The organism is Flavobacterium cheonhonense, assembly GCF_035671315.1.
GTDB lineage: Bacteria > Bacteroidota > Bacteroidia > Flavobacteriales > Flavobacteriaceae > Flavobacterium > Flavobacterium cheonhonense.
The window spans coordinates 119129-139837 of record NZ_JAXAVY010000004.1 but is presented as its reverse complement, the minus strand read 5'-3'; the positions used below and the strand labels follow the sequence as shown (position 1 = coordinate 139837).

Sequence of the window (20709 nt, the reverse complement as noted above, 5' to 3'; positions counted from 1 at the left end):
AATAAATATTAACGAACTATCGGAGTAAATCAAACCACTGTTTTCTAATGATATTCCAGTCGAAACCTTGAACCAAATCTCGTGCGTTAGACACCATGTTGTTAGCCAAATGAGGTTCCGAAAACAATCTTTCAATTTGTGCAACCATACCATCCAAATCATTGTCATTAACCAAAAGAGCGTTCTTTTCATGTTGTAAGAGATAAGGAATACCTCCCACATTGGTAGAAATTATTGGCAAGCCCAATGCCATGGCTTCAATGACACTCACCGGAGTGTTATCAAAATGAGTTGTATTGAGGAATAAGTTGTAACGCTGAGACAAATCAGCCCATTCCTTTTTGGAAAGCTTACCGGTAAATGTAACCTCAACATTATTTTGAGTAGCAAAATCAACTGTTGACTCGTAACTCTCATCCTTTTTAGGACCAACCATACAAAGTTGAGCCATTGGATATTTGTTTTTAATGGCTAAAAGCACCTTGACAGCCAAAACCGGATTATACAATTGCGCAAAGGAACGCACCCATAGTATCTTGGGCACATCAAACTTTTTTTTATGAAAGGAATAATTACCTAAATCTATTGAATTCGGAATAAGTACCAAATTTTTGTAGCCCAATTTACTGAAAGCAGTAAACAAATAAGGCGAAGGCGCTACATTTTGATAAGCGTTTTTAAAAATCAGATCACACCAAAACCGACTTTTGTTTAATCGATTAGGCAAATCCCCTCCAAGCAATTTCGGAATATATTTTACCTTCATCAATCGACAAAGTTGGGATATGATTAAGGCATACCAAAAATTCACCGTGCTGTAAGTATCAATTAAAACATAGTCTACTTTGCTACCATAGCGAATTGTTTTTAAAATCATATCCATCATCCTGAGCAGTTTATGCTGCTTTGAGGAGGCATAATAAACCACATATCCTTCACGCTCAAACATTTCACCCATAACCACTATAGAAGTGGCTGTATTGCCATGCTTGACTAAATTATTACCTATGCAAAGGATTCTTTTCATTGATGTATACTTTAAATAAAGACAGAGAGTATATAAAAGCTGCCGCCGAAATTCGCATAGCAGCATGATTGATTGTTAGAAGCCAAAACACTATAAAGCACCATAAAAAAATATGTTGGCGGTTATCTAAAAACAAAACTATCGGAGTAAACAATAAAACCAACAAAGCTACTATCCCAAACATGCCGTGTTCTGCCATCATTCTGGATATTTCACTGTGAGACAAGGCAACCTCTTGCGTTAAATTTAACCTATCTTCAACTCCTTTGGCCACACCAATCCCAAAAATAGGATTATTAATAAACGAATTTATTTCGTTGGCAAAAATTTCTTCCCTACCGGTTAACTGACTTTCCTTAACTCTACCACTCGCATCTTGGTTAGCGTATCGCTTTTCAATTAATCCGTCGGTTTGTGTAGAGGTATAACTCCAAATCGCAAAAAACAACAATACCATGACACCAAAAATGTAGTTTAATTTTGCTTTTCCTCGGTGCTGTGTTGACCTGTACAGGTAATACAAAAGGATAACAATCATGATAAACCCGGTTACCATTCCGCCACGAGAAAAAGTCAACAAGCCTCGATAAACGACAAAAAAAGTCACAAGAATGTTTATAATGAACAGTACTTTAGTTTTGGATTCCAACATTAATCTGGAAAAGAAAATAAACATTCCCAATCCCATAATAGTAGCCACCTGATTCGGCCCAAATCCACCCGAAGTAAAATAGTTGGAACCCGTTCCAAGGACTAATGCTTCTTTTAAATCAGGGGTGTATAAAATTAAATAAACAGTAATTGATACTATAGGCAAGCTTGTAAACAACAGTATTTGATTTAGTTTATTTATAGACAATGGTTTATTGTAAGCATAGATGGAGCAAATACCTAAACAAATTGGCCCCGAAATATTAAAAGAAATGGTTTTCCTCAAATCGGTTGTTAAATTTAAGGTCTCGGTTGCCACTAAAAGTCCGGGTATTAACAAAATCAAAAACACCCAATAGGGCACAGCATTTTTGGAAAAGCCGTTATAATACATCCCTAAGATCATAAAAAAAGTAATACAGTATTTAGCATACTCATAGATAATAATCCCACCGGACATTCTGAATAGAATTTCACTTCCCACTATATAACCGGAGACCAGCAAAACTTCTTGGTTTTTATTTTGGTTTTTAACCACTAAAAAAAGACCTATAATAAAGACTAAAGCAGCAAAAGATTTAGACAAAGCGGGAATGTAAAAAATAACCATCCCTATCACCATGTGCAACAGAATTAAAGAAGCGTATTTTTTTTCTTCGCTATTCATCTTACAAGTTTACTATCCAATTCATGTACTGTTGTAAAACCGCCTCTTCAGAATTTTGTTCTTTGATGGTGGCATTTAAATTTTGTCCCATTTTCATTCGTAACGCTTCATCATTAACTAAGGTTAAAAGCTTTTGAAAAAAAGCTTCGGAATCCTTAATGGGAACCACGTAACCGTTTACCGAATTGGTTATTATCAATGGTATTTCTCCAACATTTGTTGTTATTGTTGGCTTACTTAACAATCCGTATTCAATTAGAGCTACCGGTAATCCCTCGGAATTTGAGGTTAAAACAGTTATATCTGATTGCTCTATAATATGTAAGGTATCGTTCTTGGTTCCGTAAATAAACACATTCTGTGTTAAATGTTTTTCCTCAATTATTTGCTTAATTTTTCTTGAATACTCATCATTCAAATCATTACCTACGAGATGGAATGTCCAATCTGGGTGTATATTTTTCATTTTTTCGGCCACCTCCAACAACATAAAGTGATTCTTTTGATGTCTCAAATTAGCCAAACAAAGCACCCTTTTACCTTCATGTCCTTTTAAGATTGTTTCCTTTTTTACACTGTTGTCAATAGTAGTGTAGTTGGGCAAATAGATGACGTTTTGGCAATGCAATCGTTTAACGGCCCATTTTTTTAAGTTAAAGTTCACGGCAATTATACCATGAAAAAAAAATGAAGCCAACTTCAAAAACAACAACTTACGCTTACTTAAAAATTCGCTTAAGCCATAGTGATCGTGCCAAACAATTTTTACTTTGGGGTAAACCAACTTTAACAGCAATGCTGTAAAGTAAGAAAAACCATGAGGCTGTAAATACGCTATCTTGTTACTTTTACAATAACGTCTCAGTTTTAAAATGGCTGATACATCAACCATTCTTTTTCTATTTAAAAACAAATAGCCTACATTAGGTTGCAATTGCACTTTTAAATAACCTTCTTTGCGAGTGGTAATCAAACCGGAAAATTCAACCTTTTCAGCCAAAGAATTAGCATAATTAACGGCCATTTTCTCGGCACCACCAACATCGAGGGAATCAATTATTTGGAGTATTCTCATGGAACAAGTAACTTTTGAATTTCAGCCTCAAATAAATCTAAGGTATATATACGGGACCAATTTACAGCTTTTGAAACTTTATTACTGTATTCTTCATTATCATTTAAAACAGTCATTAACATTTTAATATCATCTTCAATTACACCGGTTAATAAAACCCCTCTTTTTCCAAAATTCAGCATCGAAGGCACACATGAAACAGCGGTTGAAACCGGTAAACAACCCCAAAACATACCTTCTGCAATAACTTTGGGCCAACCTTCGCTCTTAGATGGAAGTATCACAAAATGACTATTCCGATAAGCCTCTTTAATGGTACTTTGCTCTTGATTTCCTTTTAAGAATACAAAACTATCCAATTGATTCTGCTCAATATACTTCTCCAAGTTCGATCGCTCTACCCCTTCTCCGTATAAAGTAAGTCTGACATCAAATCCCTTAGCTTTCAACTTTTCTATAAGTTGTAGTGCATAAATTGGTTGTTTTCCGGGAGCCAAAGTACCTACAAAAAGGAAATCTACAGCACTTTCAAGATTCCGCGGCGTTACTGCTGATTTATCACTTTCAAAATAGCTGGCAGTAAAGAAAGGCTTGATATTTTTGGTGCTATTAGGCCAGTCTCCATAGACTAACACCTGCATTCTTCGGGTCCAAAAAGGGTGACTTAAAATTCTTTTTTGAAGCCGATAAGAAAAGGGTTGCTTCGATTGAGGATCCCAATTGCCTGCATACTTGGCGGTCTTGATTGTACTTGGAAAAAAAAGTTGAACAATACAACCCAGCAACCCCATGTTTCCGGGACAACGAAGATGAATGTGTTGTGAAACCGACATTGCCCTATATATCATCCATAGCAACTTAGGCAGTAAAAACAAACTTCTTAGGGTAGCTTTCAAGCCGTTTAAATTAAAATCAGGTACTGCTCTAAACTCTATGTTGGGATGCCGATAAGCTAAGTGAATTTTATTCTTTTCTAAATGTTTGAGTGGCGCAACAATAATTACTTTATCAACATGTTTAATCCACACATTCATTTCTTTCACATAAGGTGAATAGGCAAAAAATTGTTCGTTATCACGGCCATGAATGACGTGTGTTATGATGCAAAAAGTCATCTGAATTAAATTTGAATTTTGGGTTTTCTGATCAGCAGCCCAAACCAACCCACCATACGCCCTAAAAACTCAGTAGCAGCTTCGTTTCGCTTAGAAGTAGTAAAGATATTGCTGAATCTGACAACTGTTAACAATAACACTATCGCATTCCATTTCAAACGGGCTTTGATGGAAGGTTTTGGAAATTTTACCCGCCAAACATACCATCCGTTTCTCACCACCATTTTACCATACTGGTACTGATTTGGTCTTCCGGAATGATTGTGGTAATGTCCGAGTTGTGCTTTTGTATTGATATAAAGTTTTCCAACTTTTGATACTCTCAAGGTGAAATCAGCATCTTCGTATAAACCATAACCTTCAAAAAAAGTTGAAAAATTAAACTCGTTGAAAACCGTCTTCTTAAATGATGAAACACCACCCATCAATTGTTCTACCTCATAAATCTTACCTGAAGGAGGTAAAAACCCAATACTACGTCCGTTTGAAAACTCGGGCAAAAACCCGGGAGACTGATCTGAATCCAATCCTAATCGCTTTCGCAACACAAATCTGGTTCCGTCTTTCCGCTTCCAACCATCAAAAAAGAACTCCTTTATAGTTGGTTTATCATGGTCTTCTACTTTTGTCCAGTTTACTTCATTGTTAATGTAACCTCCCACTCCTAAAGCCTCAGGATATTTGTGATACGTACTGATGAGCTCTTCAAAATAAGTTACTTCTAATACAGTGTCGTCATCTAAAAAACAAACAATCTCTGTAGACTCATCAACTCTTTTAACACCATAATTGCGCTGTTTGGTCAATCCCCTGTCATTTTCGGAAACTAAGAAATATTGAAGATTTCGAAAAGAATATTGATCGAATAAGGCTTTGGTCTGTTCATCTCTTGAGCCATCAACAATTAATATACAATCGGGATACAGAGTTTGCTTTTCTACCGATTGCAACAATTGAAGCAATGGTTTAGGGCGCATATAGGTACATATGATTAGAGTGAACTTCATACTATTTTGTTCTTTTTCCCAAAGCCATTAATTTCTTGGCATAAAAAACCGATTTATTAAACTGTAAATAACGGTAAGGTAAATTGAAAATTTTAAAGGGAATTCGCCACTTAGGTCCCTTAAATAAATACAAGAAAAAATACTTATGACGGTATTCATTCACTAAGCTCTCGCCGTAATGTTTGTGAAAAAGATACATGACAGTAGGACTCGGAACCGGGCGAATTCGCTTCACAGGAGTATCTAATTCCCAAGGTTGGTTTTTTCTTTTTTTACCGGTAATCTTTGCCTGATTACCCCAAAAGCGATAGCCTCCTTGTGGTGGTTTTAAATGCAAATTGGTAGAGAAAGGGTTTTGGAGCACCACAACTCCTATCTTGGTTAATGAAAAACCAAAATCGTTATCTTCTCCATAACCACCGTCAAAGTTGATATCATTCCCCACAATGGCGTTAACAAATTCTCTTTTTACACAATTATTGGCATTATTTAAATGAGGAGCAGCTCCGCACTTGTATCTGAATTTGCCGTAGTTGTCTAATTTTTTATACAAATCATCTAATGTTTGTTGCTGATGATCCGCCCTAATATCCAAACCATTACAGGCATCGGCTTTATAAGTTTGCAAATATCTCAAATGATTTTCGATAAAATTTGTAGGGATTCTGATGTCATCATCTCCAAAAACGATAAACTCACCGGTACAAAGGTCAATAGCTTCGTTTCGGGCCCTACAACTCCCTTTCGTTGTTTGCCATTGCACAATCAACTCAAAATTGTAATTAGCGGGATTGTATAAACTTTCGTCTCTTTGTCCTTCGGGTGTAGCATCAACCACTACCACTTGAGTGGGTTGGTAAGTTTGATTTTGTAAGTCGGCCAGCAATTGTAAAGTATAGTCCTGACGCATCATAGTTGGAATGATATAACTTACTGTCGGAGAACCTGCTAATTCTTTTAGAGGCCTGGCAGTGACTAATGCATCCGATTTTTTTTGTTTGTACTTTCGCTTTGCAAAAAACAAGGCATTCCACTCTTTAAGATTCCATAATCCTTTTCGGTAAACCATAAAAAAGGAATGATCAATCTTAAAATTTTTAATAAAAAAGGCATAACGATCTTTTGTTGTTATGGAAAGATTTTGCTCTTGAACTGCGTCAAAAAGCCCTTTTGCATACAATACAACACCGCCATTATTCCTTAAAACATTATAGCCAAAATCTAAGGCTTGCATGATTGGATTTTGAAAATCTTCATCAAAACCTTGCAGCGTGTCCCAAACTGATTTTCTAACAGCAAACTGATGAGGATTGATTCGCCAATTGACACATAAGTCAAGATGCTCTAAATCTCTCACATACCAGAACAAAGTTGTTGTTTGGTACACTATTTCCGGAAAGATATTTTTAAATCCTTGGTCTAAAGAGCTGTGCCAAACATCACCAAATCCGTCAGCCAATTCATCTAAAAAACTCAGATTAGGATGGCCGATATAGAGAATTGTTTCTCCCGATTTTGAAATGTATTCCTTCAATTGAACTCCCATTAGTTTTTTTATTTGGAAAGCAAAAATAACGATTTTGTATCTTACTATTTACCCTTTAGCTATTCTTGTTCACACTTTTATAATAAAGCAGTGAATTATACAAGTCCCGATAAAATAATTCGAAATACATTTTGTTGTTTTCCGCTCTTATCCAACTTAAAAACCGGTTCAAGGATAACAGAAGCTATCATTTCATTGAAATAGCTCAGGTAGAATATTAAGCGGTAGCTTTACGCTTTTCTGGGAAGTAATTGCTTGTAATAATCTACACTCTGGGCTGCTACAACTTGAAGACTAAACTTTTGCTCAACTTTCTTTCGGGCGGCCTCACCAAACTGATTTCTGAGCTTTTCATTACTCAGGAGTGTGACTATTTTTTGAGCGAAAACTTGATGATCATGGGGATGAACTAAAAAACCATCTTGACCATCCGTGATAATTTCTGAAGCCCAACCTATATTTGAAGCCACAACTGCCTTTTGAACGGCCATTGATTCTATCCATGAAACCGGCAAAGCTTCAGCGAAAGTCGGAAAAACACAGACAGAAGCCCGGCTAATGTGCTCCTTCATATCTTCGTATGACACACTTCCCAAATAGGATACGTTTTGAAAAGCCTTTTGATTAAATAAAGGCTGCATCATAGACCATACCGATGGATTTCCGGTAAGTATATCAGAGGTATCACGCCCAATGAGAATTAACTTTGCTTGCTGGTTTTCTTTGTAAACTTGGTTAAAAATTAAAGGCAATTCGAGCAAGCCTTTTTTTCTGATTAAAGTCCCAAAGTATAAAATTGTATTTTGGTCTGTAGTACCGGAGAGATCAGCGTTAAAATGATTCAAATCTATCCCATTCGGAATAATTGTGAAATCCTTGTTTAAGGAAAACAGTTCCTTGGTTACATTGGCTGTATATTGGCTTACTGACAGCAAACCATCGGCATTTTTTAAAGCCAAACGTTCTCTCGTTTTAGTAATCATCTTGACGGGTCTATTGTCTAAATGACAAAAATAAGTGTCCGAACCATGCAATCGTACCACCACTGGGCAATCAGGTCTTATGCCTGCTGTTATTCCGGTCCAATCTGGAGCTTCTACTACATCGATTCCTATGGTTTTGACCAAATAATTGATTTTTCTTTGTATTTTTTTTTGGGTCAGCACCCTTGAAAACCCTTTTAACTTTACATTCTTAATGCGATAGTAATGAATACCTTCCTCGGTAAAATATTCGTCTTCTTTCTGACCATAAACCAGCAAAACAACCTCATGCCCTATTGACATTAAGCCTTTGGACAAATTGAAAATACTGGTTCCAATTCCTCCGGAAGCTCCCATTTTAGGGTGCGGAAATTCGGGTGTCAAAAAAGCTATCTTCATTAAAAATCAATCATTATTGAATATAATATTCCGACAAATCCTTATCGATGATTGAAACACCGGAAGGCAGTACTGTTTTCCCGGCAGGAACAGTGTCTGTCACCACCGAGTTAGCCCCAATTACTACATTATCACCTATAGTAATATTACCAAAAACACAAGCGTTAGGTCCCAAAAAAACACGATTACCAATTGTTGGTACTCCTTTCTTTTTTCCATAATTACTAACTCCGATTGTAATTCCTTGAGAGATATTACAATTCTCACCTATTATACTATCGCCGTGAATTACAACATTCCCGAAATGACCAATGTAAAACCCTTTTCCGATTTGTGTTCTGTATGATATATCAAAGCCATACTTGACTTTGAGTCTTCTTAGCCACAAAAAAAAGAAATAAAATAAAAATCTGTTTCGAGTTCTGTAATGTTGTACCAATCTGAAAATCGTCATGTACTTCAAACCCGGAATAGGCTGTACAACAAAAACATTACATAACGTTCTGATAGACAAACTGTGGCGGTTATACCGTTTAAAATCGGCTAAAAGAATACTCTTTAACATAAACTTCCATTTGTTATCTTTTCGATACTTTCCCAGATGCGTTCCGAAGCTTTATCAACCGGATGTTGGTTAATCTTTTCAAACCACTTTTTCGCACTGTCGTTATTGATGTTGTGCTGATTGTTGATGACGTTTTCAATTTTACTGTCGATGTCTGCCGGACCGTCTAACCAAATTACAGATTCAGCAGAATGCATTGAACGAAAATGAACAAATTTATAACATCTGAAGATATCCCATTTGGGATTATTTTGCTCGAATTGATTGTATCTGAAATAGCCGCATGGTTTATTGTGAGATACAAAATCAAAAAGTGTTGTAGAACCTAAATTCACAACCATTTCACAATGCTCTGCGATATTACTGAAAAGTACGCCATCTTCTTTTGTGGGTAGAATTGTATTCCAATGAGATGAAAACGGCTTCCAAATAGGATCAATAGCAACTATGATGTCTTTGTATCGTGCCAATACTGCATCATATCGAGAAGAAAAATCAACCGGGCATCTCCTAAAGACAATACCCAAATTATGATTCTTTTTATTCAATCTTGTAATCGCCAATGCTAAATCTTCAAGATATTTGGGATCATCGGGACTAGTTGTGACATCGTCTCCGGAAAAACAAATGTATTTTTTATTTTTATCTAAAGCATGCGCTTCAAAAAAAGCTTCTCTTGAGAGTAAACTTTCCTTTTCAAAATGAATTTCAAACTGAGGTGTACCGGTAACCAGTATCTGATTTTCTTTGATATTTGGATGATAATACAACAACTCTGCTTTCATATGTTCGCTCCAAACCAAATAATAATCTGTCTCAACCACCATGGTTGCTTTAGGCAAATTATCCCACGAAAAAATAAATGATACCGTAGGTATTCCCAAATCTTTTGCCGCCAGCAATGGTGCTATTGATTGAACGTGTCTTTGTGAAGTGCAAAATACTACACTTGGCTTTTCGGATTGTAGAACAGCTTGACAATGTGTATAGTACTTTGTTTTTCTTTCGAAATAATTGATGTACTTGTCTAATAATTGCAATCCTCTCTCGCTGGACAAAGTAAAAATCAACAATCTCGCCAGCATACTTTTAACTGCGGCATTTAAGGTTTTGTAAGAAAACTTGAATTTGTATGAATTATATACTTTATCCCCGGTTCTTTGGATAAACACATTGAGATTGACATCTTTTTTGGCCTTTTTCAAGGTATCGGTTACAGGATGTATTTTTTGATTTTCAATTTTCAATTCTTTAAAACCCAAACTCTCAACCGGAAAGTGTGTCTTGTTCCAAAAAACAACATCATTATTTTTTTTCTCTCCTTCTGCAATAAAATTAGAGTAGGCAAAATTTCTCAATCCAACCCCATCTAACAATAATAAAAATACTTTGTTTTTTGCCATTATTCGATAGGTAAACTTCCTATTCTTCCGTGATCTGAATAGGATCGGTGAACAATAAAATTATTATCTAACGGATTTTCCGAAAGAAAGGAGATGTTACAAAAATAATCCTTTACTACAGGGTTTAAACGCCATGGCACTACTGTTTGGCTATCAATTTGCCATCCTAAATTTTCGAGCTGTCTTGTTTTTAAATCGTTCCAGGAAGTGATATAATCTATCCAATTAAATCCCAAATCCCAAGCTTCTTGGGCAGCCTCTTGTATGTTGTTGATATCAACCATACGCAAACCGGATACTTCAGGCTGACTAACAGCTGTTGAACCTTCTAGCAATTGAATCCCTTTTAATCCAGGTTGCTGAAAATAATGTGTCTTATTGTACGATAAATGAGATGTATCGATAGTAGTAGAAACACAAACCTCAGCTAGGGTTGGATTGCTTATCTTCGGATTGATTTTTACAAACCTAACTAAATCATAATACCTTATCCAACGCATATTCTGATATAATCCTAAGCCTGCTTTGTTGGCGGCTGTTGCTGCCAATGGATAATACTGTCTGGCTAAAGCATATAGCTTACCTAATATGCCTTTCCCCCTACATTCTTCATCGAGGTAAACATTAATAATCCAAGCAACATTGCCGCCAAAATTGGCACCAACATGCCCTACAATGTTCCCTTTTTCATTAACGCAGATAAAGGAACGACCGTATTGCTTGTCGCCATATTGCCAAATCCAAAACGCTTTATTGTGTAAAGGATGATTTGCCCTGTACACTTTTTTAAAAAAGTATAAAAGTGCATCCCAATCCTCTATTGTTGCTTCTCTTGTTATCATTAACTTGAATAGTTTTTACCGCCGGGCAAATCATTCGAACTATATCGCTTTAGGAGTAATTTATCAGCGGTTATATCATTGCTACCCCTTTCCATACTAAAGCCTATTTTGTGCCCCGTTTGTTTAGCCATTTCAGGAACCGGCCATCCACAGGCTTCCGCACTTCCATAAGGGTAACTAATGGCTAAATTATCATTTTTTTTAAAACTTTGGATAAAGGATTTTGTTTTTAGAATTTCTTCTTCGATTTCAGGCTTAGGCAAAAGCCCTAAAGCAAAGTGACTATGCGTATGGTTACCCAACATATTCCTTTCTGCCAAATAACGCAACTGATCGTTACTCATGTAAAGAGTATCGGCTACCGACTCCTCCTCAAAATTACGTTGAAATAAGGCATTGATTACTATGTCCAAGGAACTTTTTGGCAATTTAAAATTTAACAGATACTTCAGGCAGGCAGTCGATTGGTCATCATAACGATAATGCGCTACGGCTTTTGAAAACTCGGCCGGGGTTAACTCGTTTTGCTGAGAATTGGGAATTTTATTGATTTCTTTTAAAATTTCATTGGGACTAACCTCTGAACGAACCATATGAATTTTATGTACCATTGAAACTTTATTGTCTATAAAATTCATGGAATTGATAAAGAATAAAGCTTCCGTACGATGTTGTTCAAGTATAGGTAAAGCCAACTCGAATTGCTCTTTTAAACCATCATCAAATGTTACCAGCAAATGATGACGTTTGTCTGCTAAAACAGTATCAATATCAGTGGTCAGTTCATCAATAGTAATAAAACGACCCATTTTTTTCAACTCTTTAATTTGATAGTCAAACTCGTCCGGAGTTACACCAAAAATGCTGGGATAGGGTTTATTAAAATCGCGTCTGATGTAATGAAAATTGCAAACTGTAAGCATATTAAAATTTCAATTGAATAATTTCTTGGTGTATTTTGGTTTTTCCTGCGAGTAAAACTTAATGCGCTTGAAATATTAAGTTGCTTCTAAAGCAGCGTTTGATTGACAGCTATTGTCAGTTCACCGGAATTAATAAACTTAAAGCCATTTTCATGCAGTATGGTGTAAATTTCATCTCTGCAATCAAACTCATCATGAATCTCTATGGCGAGACATTTCGTGATTTTTAAAAAACTCAGATCGCTATTTTCCCCAGTAAACAACTCTTTTTCTGAGCCTTCAATATCAATTTTAAGAATATCAATTTGATCCCAACCATACTTTTCAATAAGGCTGTTTATAGCAAAAGCCTCCAAATCTGTTGGCTCTTGAGTCTCATCAACCCTGATTGACCAGTGCTTTTTGTCGCGAAAATCTTTGATAATTTTTAAAAATGAATTGCGACTCCAAACTCCTCCCTTGATTTTTTGCACTGTATTGATTTTGTTCAAATCGAAATTGGTTGACATTACATTAAAATTGTCGGGATCCGGCTCTACTGCTATAAATTCAGAATCCGGAAAAAACTTTGACAAAAAAACAGTAGTCAATCCTATATTACTCCCGGCATCAATAATTTTTAAAGAATGACTTTCAGGAAAATTATCTTTAAAAATTTTTACCAAAGGTTCGTATTCTAAATACTTGTAAATCTGGCTAAAAACCTCTAAATCACTGGAAGGCCTTTTTCTGGTTTTTAAAGTAACGCCCAGTTTTGGATAATGAGACACAAAAGAATGGTCACTTTCCGATTGCAGTATACCGCCATAACGAATCAAGTGAGCATAATAATCATTGATAAGTCTTTCGGAAGCCGTAGTTTTTGAACGAATAACTCTTTTGAAAAAGTATTGCAATACTTTTTTTCTACTACCGGCATCCAAACGATGTAAATTCAAAATTTTCTGCATGAGGTTATCCATTAAATTTATGTACCATACGCTCCGCTTTTTCCCAATCCTGCATAGTATCAATATTAACATGCAAAAGAGGATCACTTTCGATATAAGCAATAGAATTTCCAAAAAAACTTCCTGCTTTAGCTACCGAAGTTTTGGCAAGATAAATCGACCCATCACGATGAAATGCTTTGGGTAATTCTTGTCGCCTTGGTATAATATTTTGCTCTCCTGTAGCCACTTTCAGCAACCCGTTTTGGTCTTCTTCAAAAGCCCAGTGAGGGTTATATTCGTGGGGAATGGGCAACACACTAACCAAACTGTCTGCTCCAGAAGCTGTGAACTTAAGAATGGCTTGATCTATAAAACCCTTAGCTCTGAAAGGTGTTGTAGGTTGCAGCAAACAAACCGCATCAAAAAAAACCGCTTGTCGCTCATAAAAATCGATAGCGTGCTGCACTACCGCGATGGAAGCTGTATCATCTTGAGACAATTCAGCCGGACGCATAAATGGTGGTTTATAACCACAAACTTCAGCGGCTATGGCTATTTCTGTATCTTCTGTAGAGACAACAATTTCTGAAAGTCCGACCGAAGCCTTAGCTGCATTAATCGTATATTCTAACAAAGGAATATTGCCCAACAGTTTAATATTCTTTCTGGGCACACCTTTTGAACCGCCTCTTGCCGGAATAATGGCTAAAATTTTCATATTAAGAATACCATTTTCTTTTCTTTCTTTTGAGATAAGTCGCTAATTTTTCTTTAAAAAAATAACACTTCATTTTAAAATCGGGATAAGGAAAAATCAACTGACCTCCTCCACACCAGACTTGAGGTGAAAACGGACCGCAATCCGGATTTTTATAGTCGCATACCATTTCAGCATGCAAAGCTTTCGGAAATAATTCCTTCAGAAAAGCCACTTGTAAAGCCCTACCTCCTTCGATAAAAACTATTGTTTTAGGGCCACACATACGCTTTACTTGAGCTAAAGCATCATCTGAACCATCAATAATGATAAAATCAAAAAAAGTATTTTCAGGGATTTGATTCAAATCGCTATACAACTTTACGCTTTCAATTTGCGTCACATTCTTTTTGACTGCATTCAAACAATAGTCATTAGCTTCAGTTGCCGTGTAATGAATTTGGGGTGAATAAGTAAGTACCGCATCGGCTATGCAACCTATTCCAATACCTACTTCTAACACATTGTTCAATCGAAAATCACAGATTAGCCTTAAGGCACATTTTAAGGCATACTCCGTGGCAATATGTTGGTTGCCTTCTATCTTTGAAAACTTCAAATAGGTCTTTTCGGCAAATTGATTTGCAGTCATGTTGCTAATAGGTTATAGTTTTATGAAATTGCAATGGCAATTCTTTTAATAAATCGGCTATTTTTTCTCCGGCATTTCCGCCACCGTAAACTGGTGAACTATCAGGCTTTTGTTCCTTTAAAACAGTAGTAATCGCTTCAATAATTTCTTGTTCGTCATAGGAAACGTCAATCACATTATTCCCTCGGTCACGGCGATTTTGGCGAGAACCGATATTCACTACCGGAACGCCTAAATAAGCACATTCTCTGATTCCAACACTGGAATTTCCAATCAATCCTTTAGAGTGGTGTAATAAATTTAAAAAATCGTCACCCTCCATATTTTTGAAAAAGTGTACGTTTTCCATTTTGTACTTTTCCCTAAACGATCGAATTCCGGTAGACGTACCATCAGCTCCGGCATCAACATTGGGCCAAAACCAAAGTGTTGGCAGGTTAATCTTCATAATGGCGCGTAACGTTGCTTCAATATGGTTGCGGGAATCCTGATATTCATTGGTTACAGGATGTTGCATCACCACCAAATAGCCTTGAGATAAATCCGGTTTTGAACCAACACCACCGTATTTTTGGTACGGATTGAAATCGAGTGCTGTTTTTTGCGCAACAACTTGGGCAATATCTATCGACGGACAGCCGGTATTGAAGATCATTTCAGGATTTTCTCCCAACTGAATTACCCTTTGCTTGGCATTTTCGGAGGCTACAAAATGATAGTCCGCTAATTTGGTGATGGCATGTCGCACTTTTTCGTCTATGTTTCCGGTTACTTCCCCACCTTGAATATGCGCCAAAGGAATGTTCATGTAAGAAGCTGAAATAGCTGTTGCCATCGTTTCAAAACGGTCGGCCACAGTAACTACTATATCCGGACGAAGATTGTCAAAAACGGTAGACAACTCTAATATTCCGATACCGGTAGTTTTAGCAGCCGCGGTTAAGTTTTCGCCTTCCAACACATTAAAAACTTTGGCCGCTATTTCAAAACCGTCTTTTTCTATATAATTTACGGCACTACCATAACGATCGAGCAAGGCAGAGGCGGCTACAATTAGCTGTAGTTCTAATTCGGGATGTTTTTTTAAAGCCGACAGAACTGTTTTGACACGGCTATAAGATGGACGTGCTGTTACTACTACAGCTATTTTTCTTTTATTATTCATGCTAAATCTTCTTCCTTCAAAAAATCCCATTGTAACAAATCAACTTTGAGTGTTCTGCCAACCACCTTTTGAAAGTCGGAGGCAGCAATACCGTATCCCTTTGGTTTTTTACTCTCTAAATCACCAAAGGTCAATACATGCCCTGCCGGCAGTTGCTTATTAACAGCCAATGATTTTTCAAAAATAGCCTTTACGGCACTGAAATCTTCATTGTTATGTTTATCAACAATGCTGTTTTGGGCCACATGAATCTCATGTACAGCTTCTGCTAATTGTTTGGTCTCTTCTATGGTTAATGAAGCGATGCCGTCGGGGCCAAACATAGCACGATGAAAAACCACGTGAAATTCCAATATCGATGCTCCTAGGGCCACTGCAGCGATACCGGTACTCACTTTGGCAGAATGATCAGAAAAACCAACCGGCACTTGATAACGGTCTCGTAATTCTTGCATGACACCAAATCCGTACTGTTCCGGTTTTGTCGGATAAGCGGTGGTACATTGTAAAATGGAAAACGCTACGTTTTTATTTTTTAAAAAGGCTACGGTTTGATCAAGTTCTTCAAAATTACTCATCCCTGAAGAGATGATGACAGGTTTACCGGTCTGGGCAATTTTTTCAAGCAGTAAAAAATTATTGACTTCACCGGAACCGACTTTGTATATTTTTACCCCAATTTCTTCGAGCCAATCTACAGCCATATTACTGAAAGGAGAACAAATAAAATCTAAGCCAACAGCATCACAATGGGCTTTGATACCTTTCCATTGCTCTAAAGTAAATTCCATACGTTTCCAATAATCAAAACGCGTGGCATCTTCCTTGGAAAAATGTACCCTAAAAGGTTCATACGGACTACTCTCGGCCTCAGCTATGTGCAGCTGAAATTTAATAGCTTGTACTCCGGTTTGGGCCACAGCATCAATGTAGGAATACAAAATCCCCAAACTTCCATCATGGGCTTGGGCTATCTCGGCAATTAAATAGGGTTTGTTTTTCATCAAAAGACAATTGAAACGGAAGTAAAAGTAACTAATTTTCCGGTTTCCAATAAATTTTAGGTTCTTTTAATTTGGTATAATTAGCAAACTCTTTGGGGGTAAAAGCAGTTCGGTTTTTTAGGATATTCGGACTTAAGCGTAACAAATCCCATAGTGCTCCCAGAACAGGAAAGACAACTTGTAACTGACCGCGTAAAATCTTGGTCTTCATTTGCCTCCAAACCGAATACAAGAAGAAGCGCAACGCTTTTCCCGGCGGATAAAAAAGAAAAATATTGAACCAACCGGCCCGCAATCCTCTGCGGTAACGAAGCGCAAAATCTTTAGTCACATTTTTTCGCTGTTTTAAATCAACGCGATGCCACACCAAAACCTGAGGCATATACTGTATTTCCCAACTGTTTTTAAACAATTGTAATGAGGCAAAATTTTCCTCTCCGTAAAATTCAAACCATTCAGGATACGACGGGATGTCTCGCCAAGCATCCATACGCCAAGCATGCCCACAACCTACAAAACTTTTTACCACTTCAGGTACTTGGCTCGACTTGGTGCTTTCCGGCGCGGTTTTACTCCAATAAATTCGAAAGGCTATTAAACCACATTTTGGATTCTCTTTAAAATATTCGCCTATGATTTCCAGCGGGTTATCAGAGAGAAAATGAGCATCATCATCTAAAGAAACAGCAACATCTGCTTGGGTTTCGTTTAGCATTACATTGCGGCAATAAATATAACCTTTGGAAGTTTTATTTTGAAGAAGATGCACTTCGGGAAACTTTATTTTCACCGCTTCGGCAGTCCCGTCCTCCGAACCGTCATCAAAAACGACACACTCTACAGCAGGATTTTCCAATAACGGATAAACCGTTGCTAAGGTTAAAAGCAAATCATCTTTTCTGTTTTTGGTGGAAATGTGAATGGCAAATTTCATCAAGCAATAGACAAGCCATCTAAGACTTTCTTTAAAGATTTTTCATCGCAATAATGGGTCAAATCGGGGCGATTGAGTGGCAGTTCTTGCGGATTTTCTTTCCAAAGGCGATAAAGCTTGGTAATGTTAGCCTCGATAGCAGCTACATCATTAGCCTCTGACCAATAGGGATAATCTTTCCCCAATAATCTTCGCACTTCACTATAGTATGGCCCAAGAACTAAAATGGGTTTATTAGAAACCACACAATTGGGAAACTTACCGGGCAAAAACGGACTTATTTCGGATATGGCTTCCAATATGATGTTGACGGCTGCTTTCTTTTCCAGCGACTGCACTATTTTATACGGAATATAATCGCTAACCACTAAGGCAGGATTATCTTGGTATTGTTTTAAAATAGACTCTTGCTTTTTGTAATTACCCACAAAGTACAACTTGGCTTCGCCTTTTGCCTGTGGGTTGTTAGCCAAAAATTGCAAGAACCCTTGAATTAAAAAATCCGGATTTCGTTGCTGAAGTAAGTTACCGGCATGCAATAATGAAAACTGATGCTCTACAAAAAAAGAAGGTGTAGGCTGTAATTCTGTATCGGTTTTAATTTGATGCGGAATCACACAACTCTTACCCTTAACAGCCGGAAAGTAACTTTGCATCCATTCTTGCAGCAACAAACTCGGAAAAGACAAAAATTGGGCTTTCTCTGTAATTTGTCGCATAAAGGCTTCTTTGTGTCGATAACTTTGTTCCACATAATTAAATGGTCTGGGATAAAAGTGAAAAGGATACGGATCGTGAATGTAAGCCATCCATTTCGATTGTAACTGCGGCAATTGCAACATGGCACGATGCGGCCTGAAACTACCGCCTTTGCTTAGTGTTAGGATTAAATCAGGCGCAAAATCTTGAGCACTGCGGATGGCTTTAGCAATAGATCTTGTATCGTTGGTATGCGTAAACGAAAATCCGAACCAGCTTTCAAGCCGATGATTGATGTATTGCTTAGTATAACGCTGAAAAACACGAATAAGGCGAGACAAAAAGTAAAAAAAAGTCCATTTTTGCTCCTTGATTAAGGTACAATCAATGCCGGGAAGCTGGATCTCTTTGTGCGAATAATGAAGCACTTTTAAGACATATCCCGCCTTGTGAAGATTGGTTATTAACGCCACTCTTCCTTTAGAAGCACTGCTGTCTTCAACATTAATTGATTCAGATATGATGAGAATTCGCATTAGCTGGTGAGTTTCTTTCTTAATCGAATTAGTGACAATCTAAAGGGCAAAAAGGTATATAAAATTCTCCAATACATTTGTCGCCCGAACGATAAATCTAATTTAGACAGTATTTCGGAAAATAAGTTATATTTTTTGTAGCCCAACGCCATTTGCACAAAGAATCGCATGAGCGTAGGCGTTAACATATTTTTCTTATTGAGATTCTCCACTATCAACAATACAGCATCTTTTTTAGAAACTATCCTCATTTCATTGCGGCGAGAGAATTCGCCGGTATTGGAATTATAGTGTTTTCTACCGAAAAATAAAGTCTTATTGATGGAAACGCCTTGCACTCCGCTTGCTAAAATGCGGGAATACAATTCCCATTCTTCGGCAAACATGAGCGTTTCAACAAAGCGATTTTGTTCAAAACAACTTTTACGCCACATGACCGCGCAAGAATTGAAAGGAAGCTTATAAGTCAGCATTTTTTCCACATCCTTACTGTAAACAGCGAATTTGGTATACGTTTTAGAATAGTCAAATTGATAATCAAAATCCCCCTCAAATGCAGCACGTTGGTAACGACAAAAAGCCACTTCAGGTTGGTTAAGCTCTGCCACACAACATTCTAAATTTTGCGGATGCACTATATCATCGTCGTCAAAAAAAATGAGGTACTTTCCTTTTGCTAAATCAATCCCAAAATTACGACAACCCGGCAAACCTTTATGGTATTGTGATGGTCTTTTATGATATGTAAAGCGATGGTCATGAGCCAAAATTGGTGCTATTACATCCTGAGTATTATCGGTACCACCATCATCAATAATCAAACATTCAAAATCACTAAACGTTTGATTTTGTATAGATTGCAAAGTTTCCACTATAAAGTGCGCTCTATTGTAAGTGGCCATGATAATAGAAACCTGAGAACTCATGTTATATTGGGAATTGATTGAAAATTAGTTTGCGAAATTTACCGGCAAGGGTTCCGTTTATGGAAAGCAAAACTATGTAAAATTTCAGTTGGAAATAGATTTTTTTACCTATCAATCTATTTTTTAGAAATAGGTCAAAAATGGCAGCATTGGCTTCGGCATCAGCAAACTTGGCAAAATGATTGACCCACAATCTCAAATAAGCAATCAAATTATTTTGTAGGTGAAGCTGGTTATGCTTTTCTAATGCCTGTAACATGTCCGGTATAAACAACTGTAATGCTTCTTTGTATTTTTCAGAAAACAATACTTTGTCTTTTACTTCTCCCTGTATGTAAACTGAGTCCGGAGGATACTGATGTTCATTGGCAATGCAAAAATCATCACCCGCAGTTAGCATAGCTCTTATACAAAGCTCAGGATCATTGAGTCTAGGGTAATTAATATGAAAGCCGCCCAAGGTAGTAACAAAAGCTCTTTCCCAAAAGACACACATAATACCCCAATGAATTTTATAGCGCAGAAAATCTTCTAAATATGACTGCGAAGAAGGAATCACCTTCAAAAATCGCTCATGAGAACGTTCAACATACATGGAAAAGACATAAAACTTTTTTCCGGGAATATCAAATAACAGTCTCTGCCTTTGCTCTAAACAATGGGGCAATAGTATATCATCAGAATCTAAAAAAATGACATAGTCTCCTTTGGCTGCTGCCAATCCTATATTGCGGCAATGCGAAGCTCCTTTGGGTGGAATACCGCGTTTGATAAATTGTATTCTGGAATCGTTTTCAATCCAATCGCTACAAAGAATTGCTGTCCCATCTGTACTGCCATCGTCAACTATTATACACTCCCAATTAAAATACGTCTGACTTATTATACTTGAAATGGTCTTGGGTAAAGCATGCTCTCTGTTATAGGTCGGGATAATAATCGAGATAAGCGGATGGTTCAT

Annotated in this window: 20 protein-coding genes; all 20 read right to left on the bottom strand. The window is 37.1% G+C overall.

The features are described from left to right. Positions 1 to 16: 16 nt before the first annotated feature. The 20 genes from SK086_RS10360 to SK086_RS10265 all read right to left on the bottom strand — a co-directional run bounded on the left by SK086_RS10360 (position 17) and on the right by SK086_RS10265 (position 20709). Positions 17 to 1027 carry a glycosyltransferase family 4 protein gene (locus SK086_RS10360; protein ID WP_324691523.1) on the bottom strand — a complete coding sequence of 337 codons (1011 nt, stop codon included), beginning with the start codon at positions 1025 to 1027 and terminating at the stop codon, positions 17 to 19. Continuing rightward, positions 1002 to 2345, bottom strand: a complete 1344-nt coding sequence (locus SK086_RS10355) for an O-antigen ligase family protein (RefSeq protein ID WP_324691521.1) — start codon at positions 2343 to 2345, stop codon at positions 1002 to 1004. The genes SK086_RS10360 and SK086_RS10355 overlap by 26 nt, the downstream gene beginning before the upstream one ends. 1 nt (position 2346) lies before the next feature. Beyond that, positions 2347 to 3420 (bottom strand): glycosyltransferase, encoded by a 1074-nt coding sequence (locus tag SK086_RS10350; RefSeq protein WP_324691520.1) that lies wholly within the window; start codon positions 3418 to 3420, stop codon positions 2347 to 2349. Next, positions 3417 to 4535 carry a glycosyltransferase gene (locus SK086_RS10345; protein WP_324691518.1) on the bottom strand — a complete coding sequence of 373 codons (1119 nt, stop codon included), beginning with the start codon at positions 4533 to 4535 and terminating at the stop codon, positions 3417 to 3419. Before SK086_RS10345 ends, SK086_RS10350 begins: the two co-directional genes overlap by 4 nt. A 5-nt stretch (positions 4536 to 4540) precedes the next feature. Further along, a complete protein-coding gene (locus SK086_RS10340; RefSeq protein WP_324691516.1) occupies positions 4541 to 5542 on the bottom strand; it encodes a glycosyltransferase family 2 protein in 1002 nt (333 codons plus the stop codon). A 1-nt stretch (position 5543) separates the two neighbouring features. Further along, positions 5544 to 7088 (bottom strand): glycosyltransferase family 2 protein, encoded by a 1545-nt coding sequence (locus SK086_RS10335; RefSeq protein ID WP_324691515.1) that lies wholly within the window; start codon positions 7086 to 7088, stop codon positions 5544 to 5546. Between the two features lie 230 nt (positions 7089 to 7318). Continuing rightward, entirely contained in the window at positions 7319 to 8470 is a 1152-nt protein-coding gene (locus tag SK086_RS10330; protein ID WP_324691513.1) for a glycosyltransferase family 4 protein, read from the bottom strand. Positions 8471 to 8483: 13 nt separating this feature from the next. Next, positions 8484 to 9035, bottom strand: coding sequence for a serine O-acetyltransferase (locus SK086_RS10325; protein WP_324691511.1), 552 nt, complete (start codon positions 9033 to 9035; stop codon positions 8484 to 8486). Then, complete coding sequence (locus tag SK086_RS10320; protein WP_324691510.1) at positions 9029 to 10438, bottom strand: glycosyltransferase family protein; 1410 nt, start codon at positions 10436 to 10438, stop codon at positions 9029 to 9031. Before SK086_RS10320 ends, SK086_RS10325 begins: the two co-directional genes overlap by 7 nt. Further along, positions 10438 to 11280 (bottom strand): GNAT family N-acetyltransferase, encoded by an 843-nt coding sequence (locus SK086_RS10315; protein ID WP_324691509.1) that lies wholly within the window; start codon positions 11278 to 11280, stop codon positions 10438 to 10440. The genes SK086_RS10320 and SK086_RS10315 overlap by 1 nt, the downstream gene beginning before the upstream one ends. Then, positions 11280 to 12203, bottom strand: coding sequence for a polysaccharide deacetylase family protein (locus tag SK086_RS10310; protein WP_324691507.1), 924 nt, complete (start codon positions 12201 to 12203; stop codon positions 11280 to 11282). The genes SK086_RS10315 and SK086_RS10310 overlap by 1 nt, the downstream gene beginning before the upstream one ends. An 86-nt stretch (positions 12204 to 12289) precedes the next feature. Then, positions 12290 to 13225 (bottom strand): FkbM family methyltransferase, encoded by a 936-nt coding sequence (locus tag SK086_RS10305; protein WP_324691505.1) that lies wholly within the window; start codon positions 13223 to 13225, stop codon positions 12290 to 12292. Beyond that, complete coding sequence (locus tag SK086_RS10300) at positions 13158 to 13853, bottom strand: acylneuraminate cytidylyltransferase family protein (RefSeq protein WP_324691503.1); 696 nt, start codon at positions 13851 to 13853, stop codon at positions 13158 to 13160. The genes SK086_RS10305 and SK086_RS10300 overlap by 68 nt, the downstream gene beginning before the upstream one ends. A 1-nt stretch (position 13854) precedes the next feature. Further along, a complete protein-coding gene (locus SK086_RS10295) occupies positions 13855 to 14484 on the bottom strand; it encodes a class I SAM-dependent methyltransferase (RefSeq protein ID WP_324691501.1) in 630 nt (209 codons plus the stop codon). A 4-nt stretch (positions 14485 to 14488) separates the two neighbouring features. After that, complete coding sequence (gene neuC / locus SK086_RS10290; RefSeq protein WP_324691499.1) at positions 14489 to 15649, bottom strand: UDP-N-acetylglucosamine 2-epimerase; 1161 nt, start codon at positions 15647 to 15649, stop codon at positions 14489 to 14491. Then, positions 15646 to 16653 (bottom strand): N-acetylneuraminate synthase family protein, encoded by a 1008-nt coding sequence (locus SK086_RS10285; RefSeq protein ID WP_324691497.1) that lies wholly within the window; start codon positions 16651 to 16653, stop codon positions 15646 to 15648. The genes neuC and SK086_RS10285 overlap by 4 nt, the downstream gene beginning before the upstream one ends. 31 nt (positions 16654 to 16684) lie before the next feature. Further along, on the bottom strand, positions 16685 to 17587 hold the full coding sequence (locus tag SK086_RS10280) for a glycosyltransferase family 2 protein (protein ID WP_324691495.1): 903 nt from the start codon (positions 17585 to 17587) through the stop codon (positions 16685 to 16687). Beyond that, on the bottom strand, positions 17587 to 18822 hold the full coding sequence (locus SK086_RS10275; RefSeq protein WP_324691492.1) for a glycosyltransferase family protein: 1236 nt from the start codon (positions 18820 to 18822) through the stop codon (positions 17587 to 17589). The genes SK086_RS10280 and SK086_RS10275 overlap by 1 nt, the downstream gene beginning before the upstream one ends. Further along, on the bottom strand, positions 18822 to 19748 hold the full coding sequence (locus tag SK086_RS10270; protein WP_324691491.1) for a glycosyltransferase family 2 protein: 927 nt from the start codon (positions 19746 to 19748) through the stop codon (positions 18822 to 18824). Before SK086_RS10270 ends, SK086_RS10275 begins: the two co-directional genes overlap by 1 nt. 1 nt (position 19749) lies before the next feature. Then, a complete protein-coding gene (locus SK086_RS10265) occupies positions 19750 to 20709 on the bottom strand; it encodes a glycosyltransferase family 2 protein (RefSeq protein ID WP_324691489.1) in 960 nt (319 codons plus the stop codon).

Coding starts and splice junctions, on each gene's coding strand:
- SK086_RS10360 (WP_324691523.1), bottom strand. CDS start 1,027: ATGAAAAGAATCCTTTGCATAGGTAATAATTTAGTCAAGCATGGCAAT.
- SK086_RS10355 (WP_324691521.1), bottom strand. CDS start 2,345: ATGAATAGCGAAGAAAAAAAATACGCTTCTTTAATTCTGTTGCACATG.
- SK086_RS10350 (WP_324691520.1), bottom strand. CDS start 3,420: ATGAGAATACTCCAAATAATTGATTCCCTCGATGTTGGTGGTGCCGAG.
- SK086_RS10345 (WP_324691518.1), bottom strand. CDS start 4,535: ATGACTTTTTGCATCATAACACACGTCATTCATGGCCGTGATAACGAA.
- SK086_RS10340 (WP_324691516.1), bottom strand. CDS start 5,542: ATGAAGTTCACTCTAATCATATGTACCTATATGCGCCCTAAACCATTG.
- SK086_RS10335 (WP_324691515.1), bottom strand. CDS start 7,088: ATGGGAGTTCAATTGAAGGAATACATTTCAAAATCGGGAGAAACAATT.
- SK086_RS10330 (WP_324691513.1), bottom strand. CDS start 8,470: ATGAAGATAGCTTTTTTGACACCCGAATTTCCGCACCCTAAAATGGGA.
- SK086_RS10325 (WP_324691511.1), bottom strand. CDS start 9,035: ATGTTAAAGAGTATTCTTTTAGCCGATTTTAAACGGTATAACCGCCAC.
- SK086_RS10320 (WP_324691510.1), bottom strand. CDS start 10,438: ATGGCAAAAAACAAAGTATTTTTATTATTGTTAGATGGGGTTGGATTG.
- SK086_RS10315 (WP_324691509.1), bottom strand. CDS start 11,280: ATGATAACAAGAGAAGCAACAATAGAGGATTGGGATGCACTTTTATAC.
- SK086_RS10310 (WP_324691507.1), bottom strand. CDS start 12,203: ATGCTTACAGTTTGCAATTTTCATTACATCAGACGCGATTTTAATAAA.
- SK086_RS10305 (WP_324691505.1), bottom strand. CDS start 13,225: ATGTTAATATTGATACTATGCAGGATTGGGAAAAAGCGGAGCGTATGG.
- SK086_RS10300 (WP_324691503.1), bottom strand. CDS start 13,853: ATGAAAATTTTAGCCATTATTCCGGCAAGAGGCGGTTCAAAAGGTGTG.
- SK086_RS10295 (WP_324691501.1), bottom strand. CDS start 14,484: ATGACTGCAAATCAATTTGCCGAAAAGACCTATTTGAAGTTTTCAAAG.
- neuC (WP_324691499.1), bottom strand. CDS start 15,649: ATGAATAATAAAAGAAAAATAGCTGTAGTAGTAACAGCACGTCCATCT.
- SK086_RS10285 (WP_324691497.1), bottom strand. CDS start 16,653: ATGAAAAACAAACCCTATTTAATTGCCGAGATAGCCCAAGCCCATGAT.
- SK086_RS10280 (WP_324691495.1), bottom strand. CDS start 17,587: ATGAAATTTGCCATTCACATTTCCACCAAAAACAGAAAAGATGATTTG.
- SK086_RS10275 (WP_324691492.1), bottom strand. CDS start 18,822: ATGCGAATTCTCATCATATCTGAATCAATTAATGTTGAAGACAGCAGT.
- SK086_RS10270 (WP_324691491.1), bottom strand. CDS start 19,748: ATGAGTTCTCAGGTTTCTATTATCATGGCCACTTACAATAGAGCGCAC.
- SK086_RS10265 (WP_324691489.1), bottom strand. CDS start 20,709: ATGAACCATCCGCTTATCTCGATTATTATCCCGACCTATAACAGAGAG.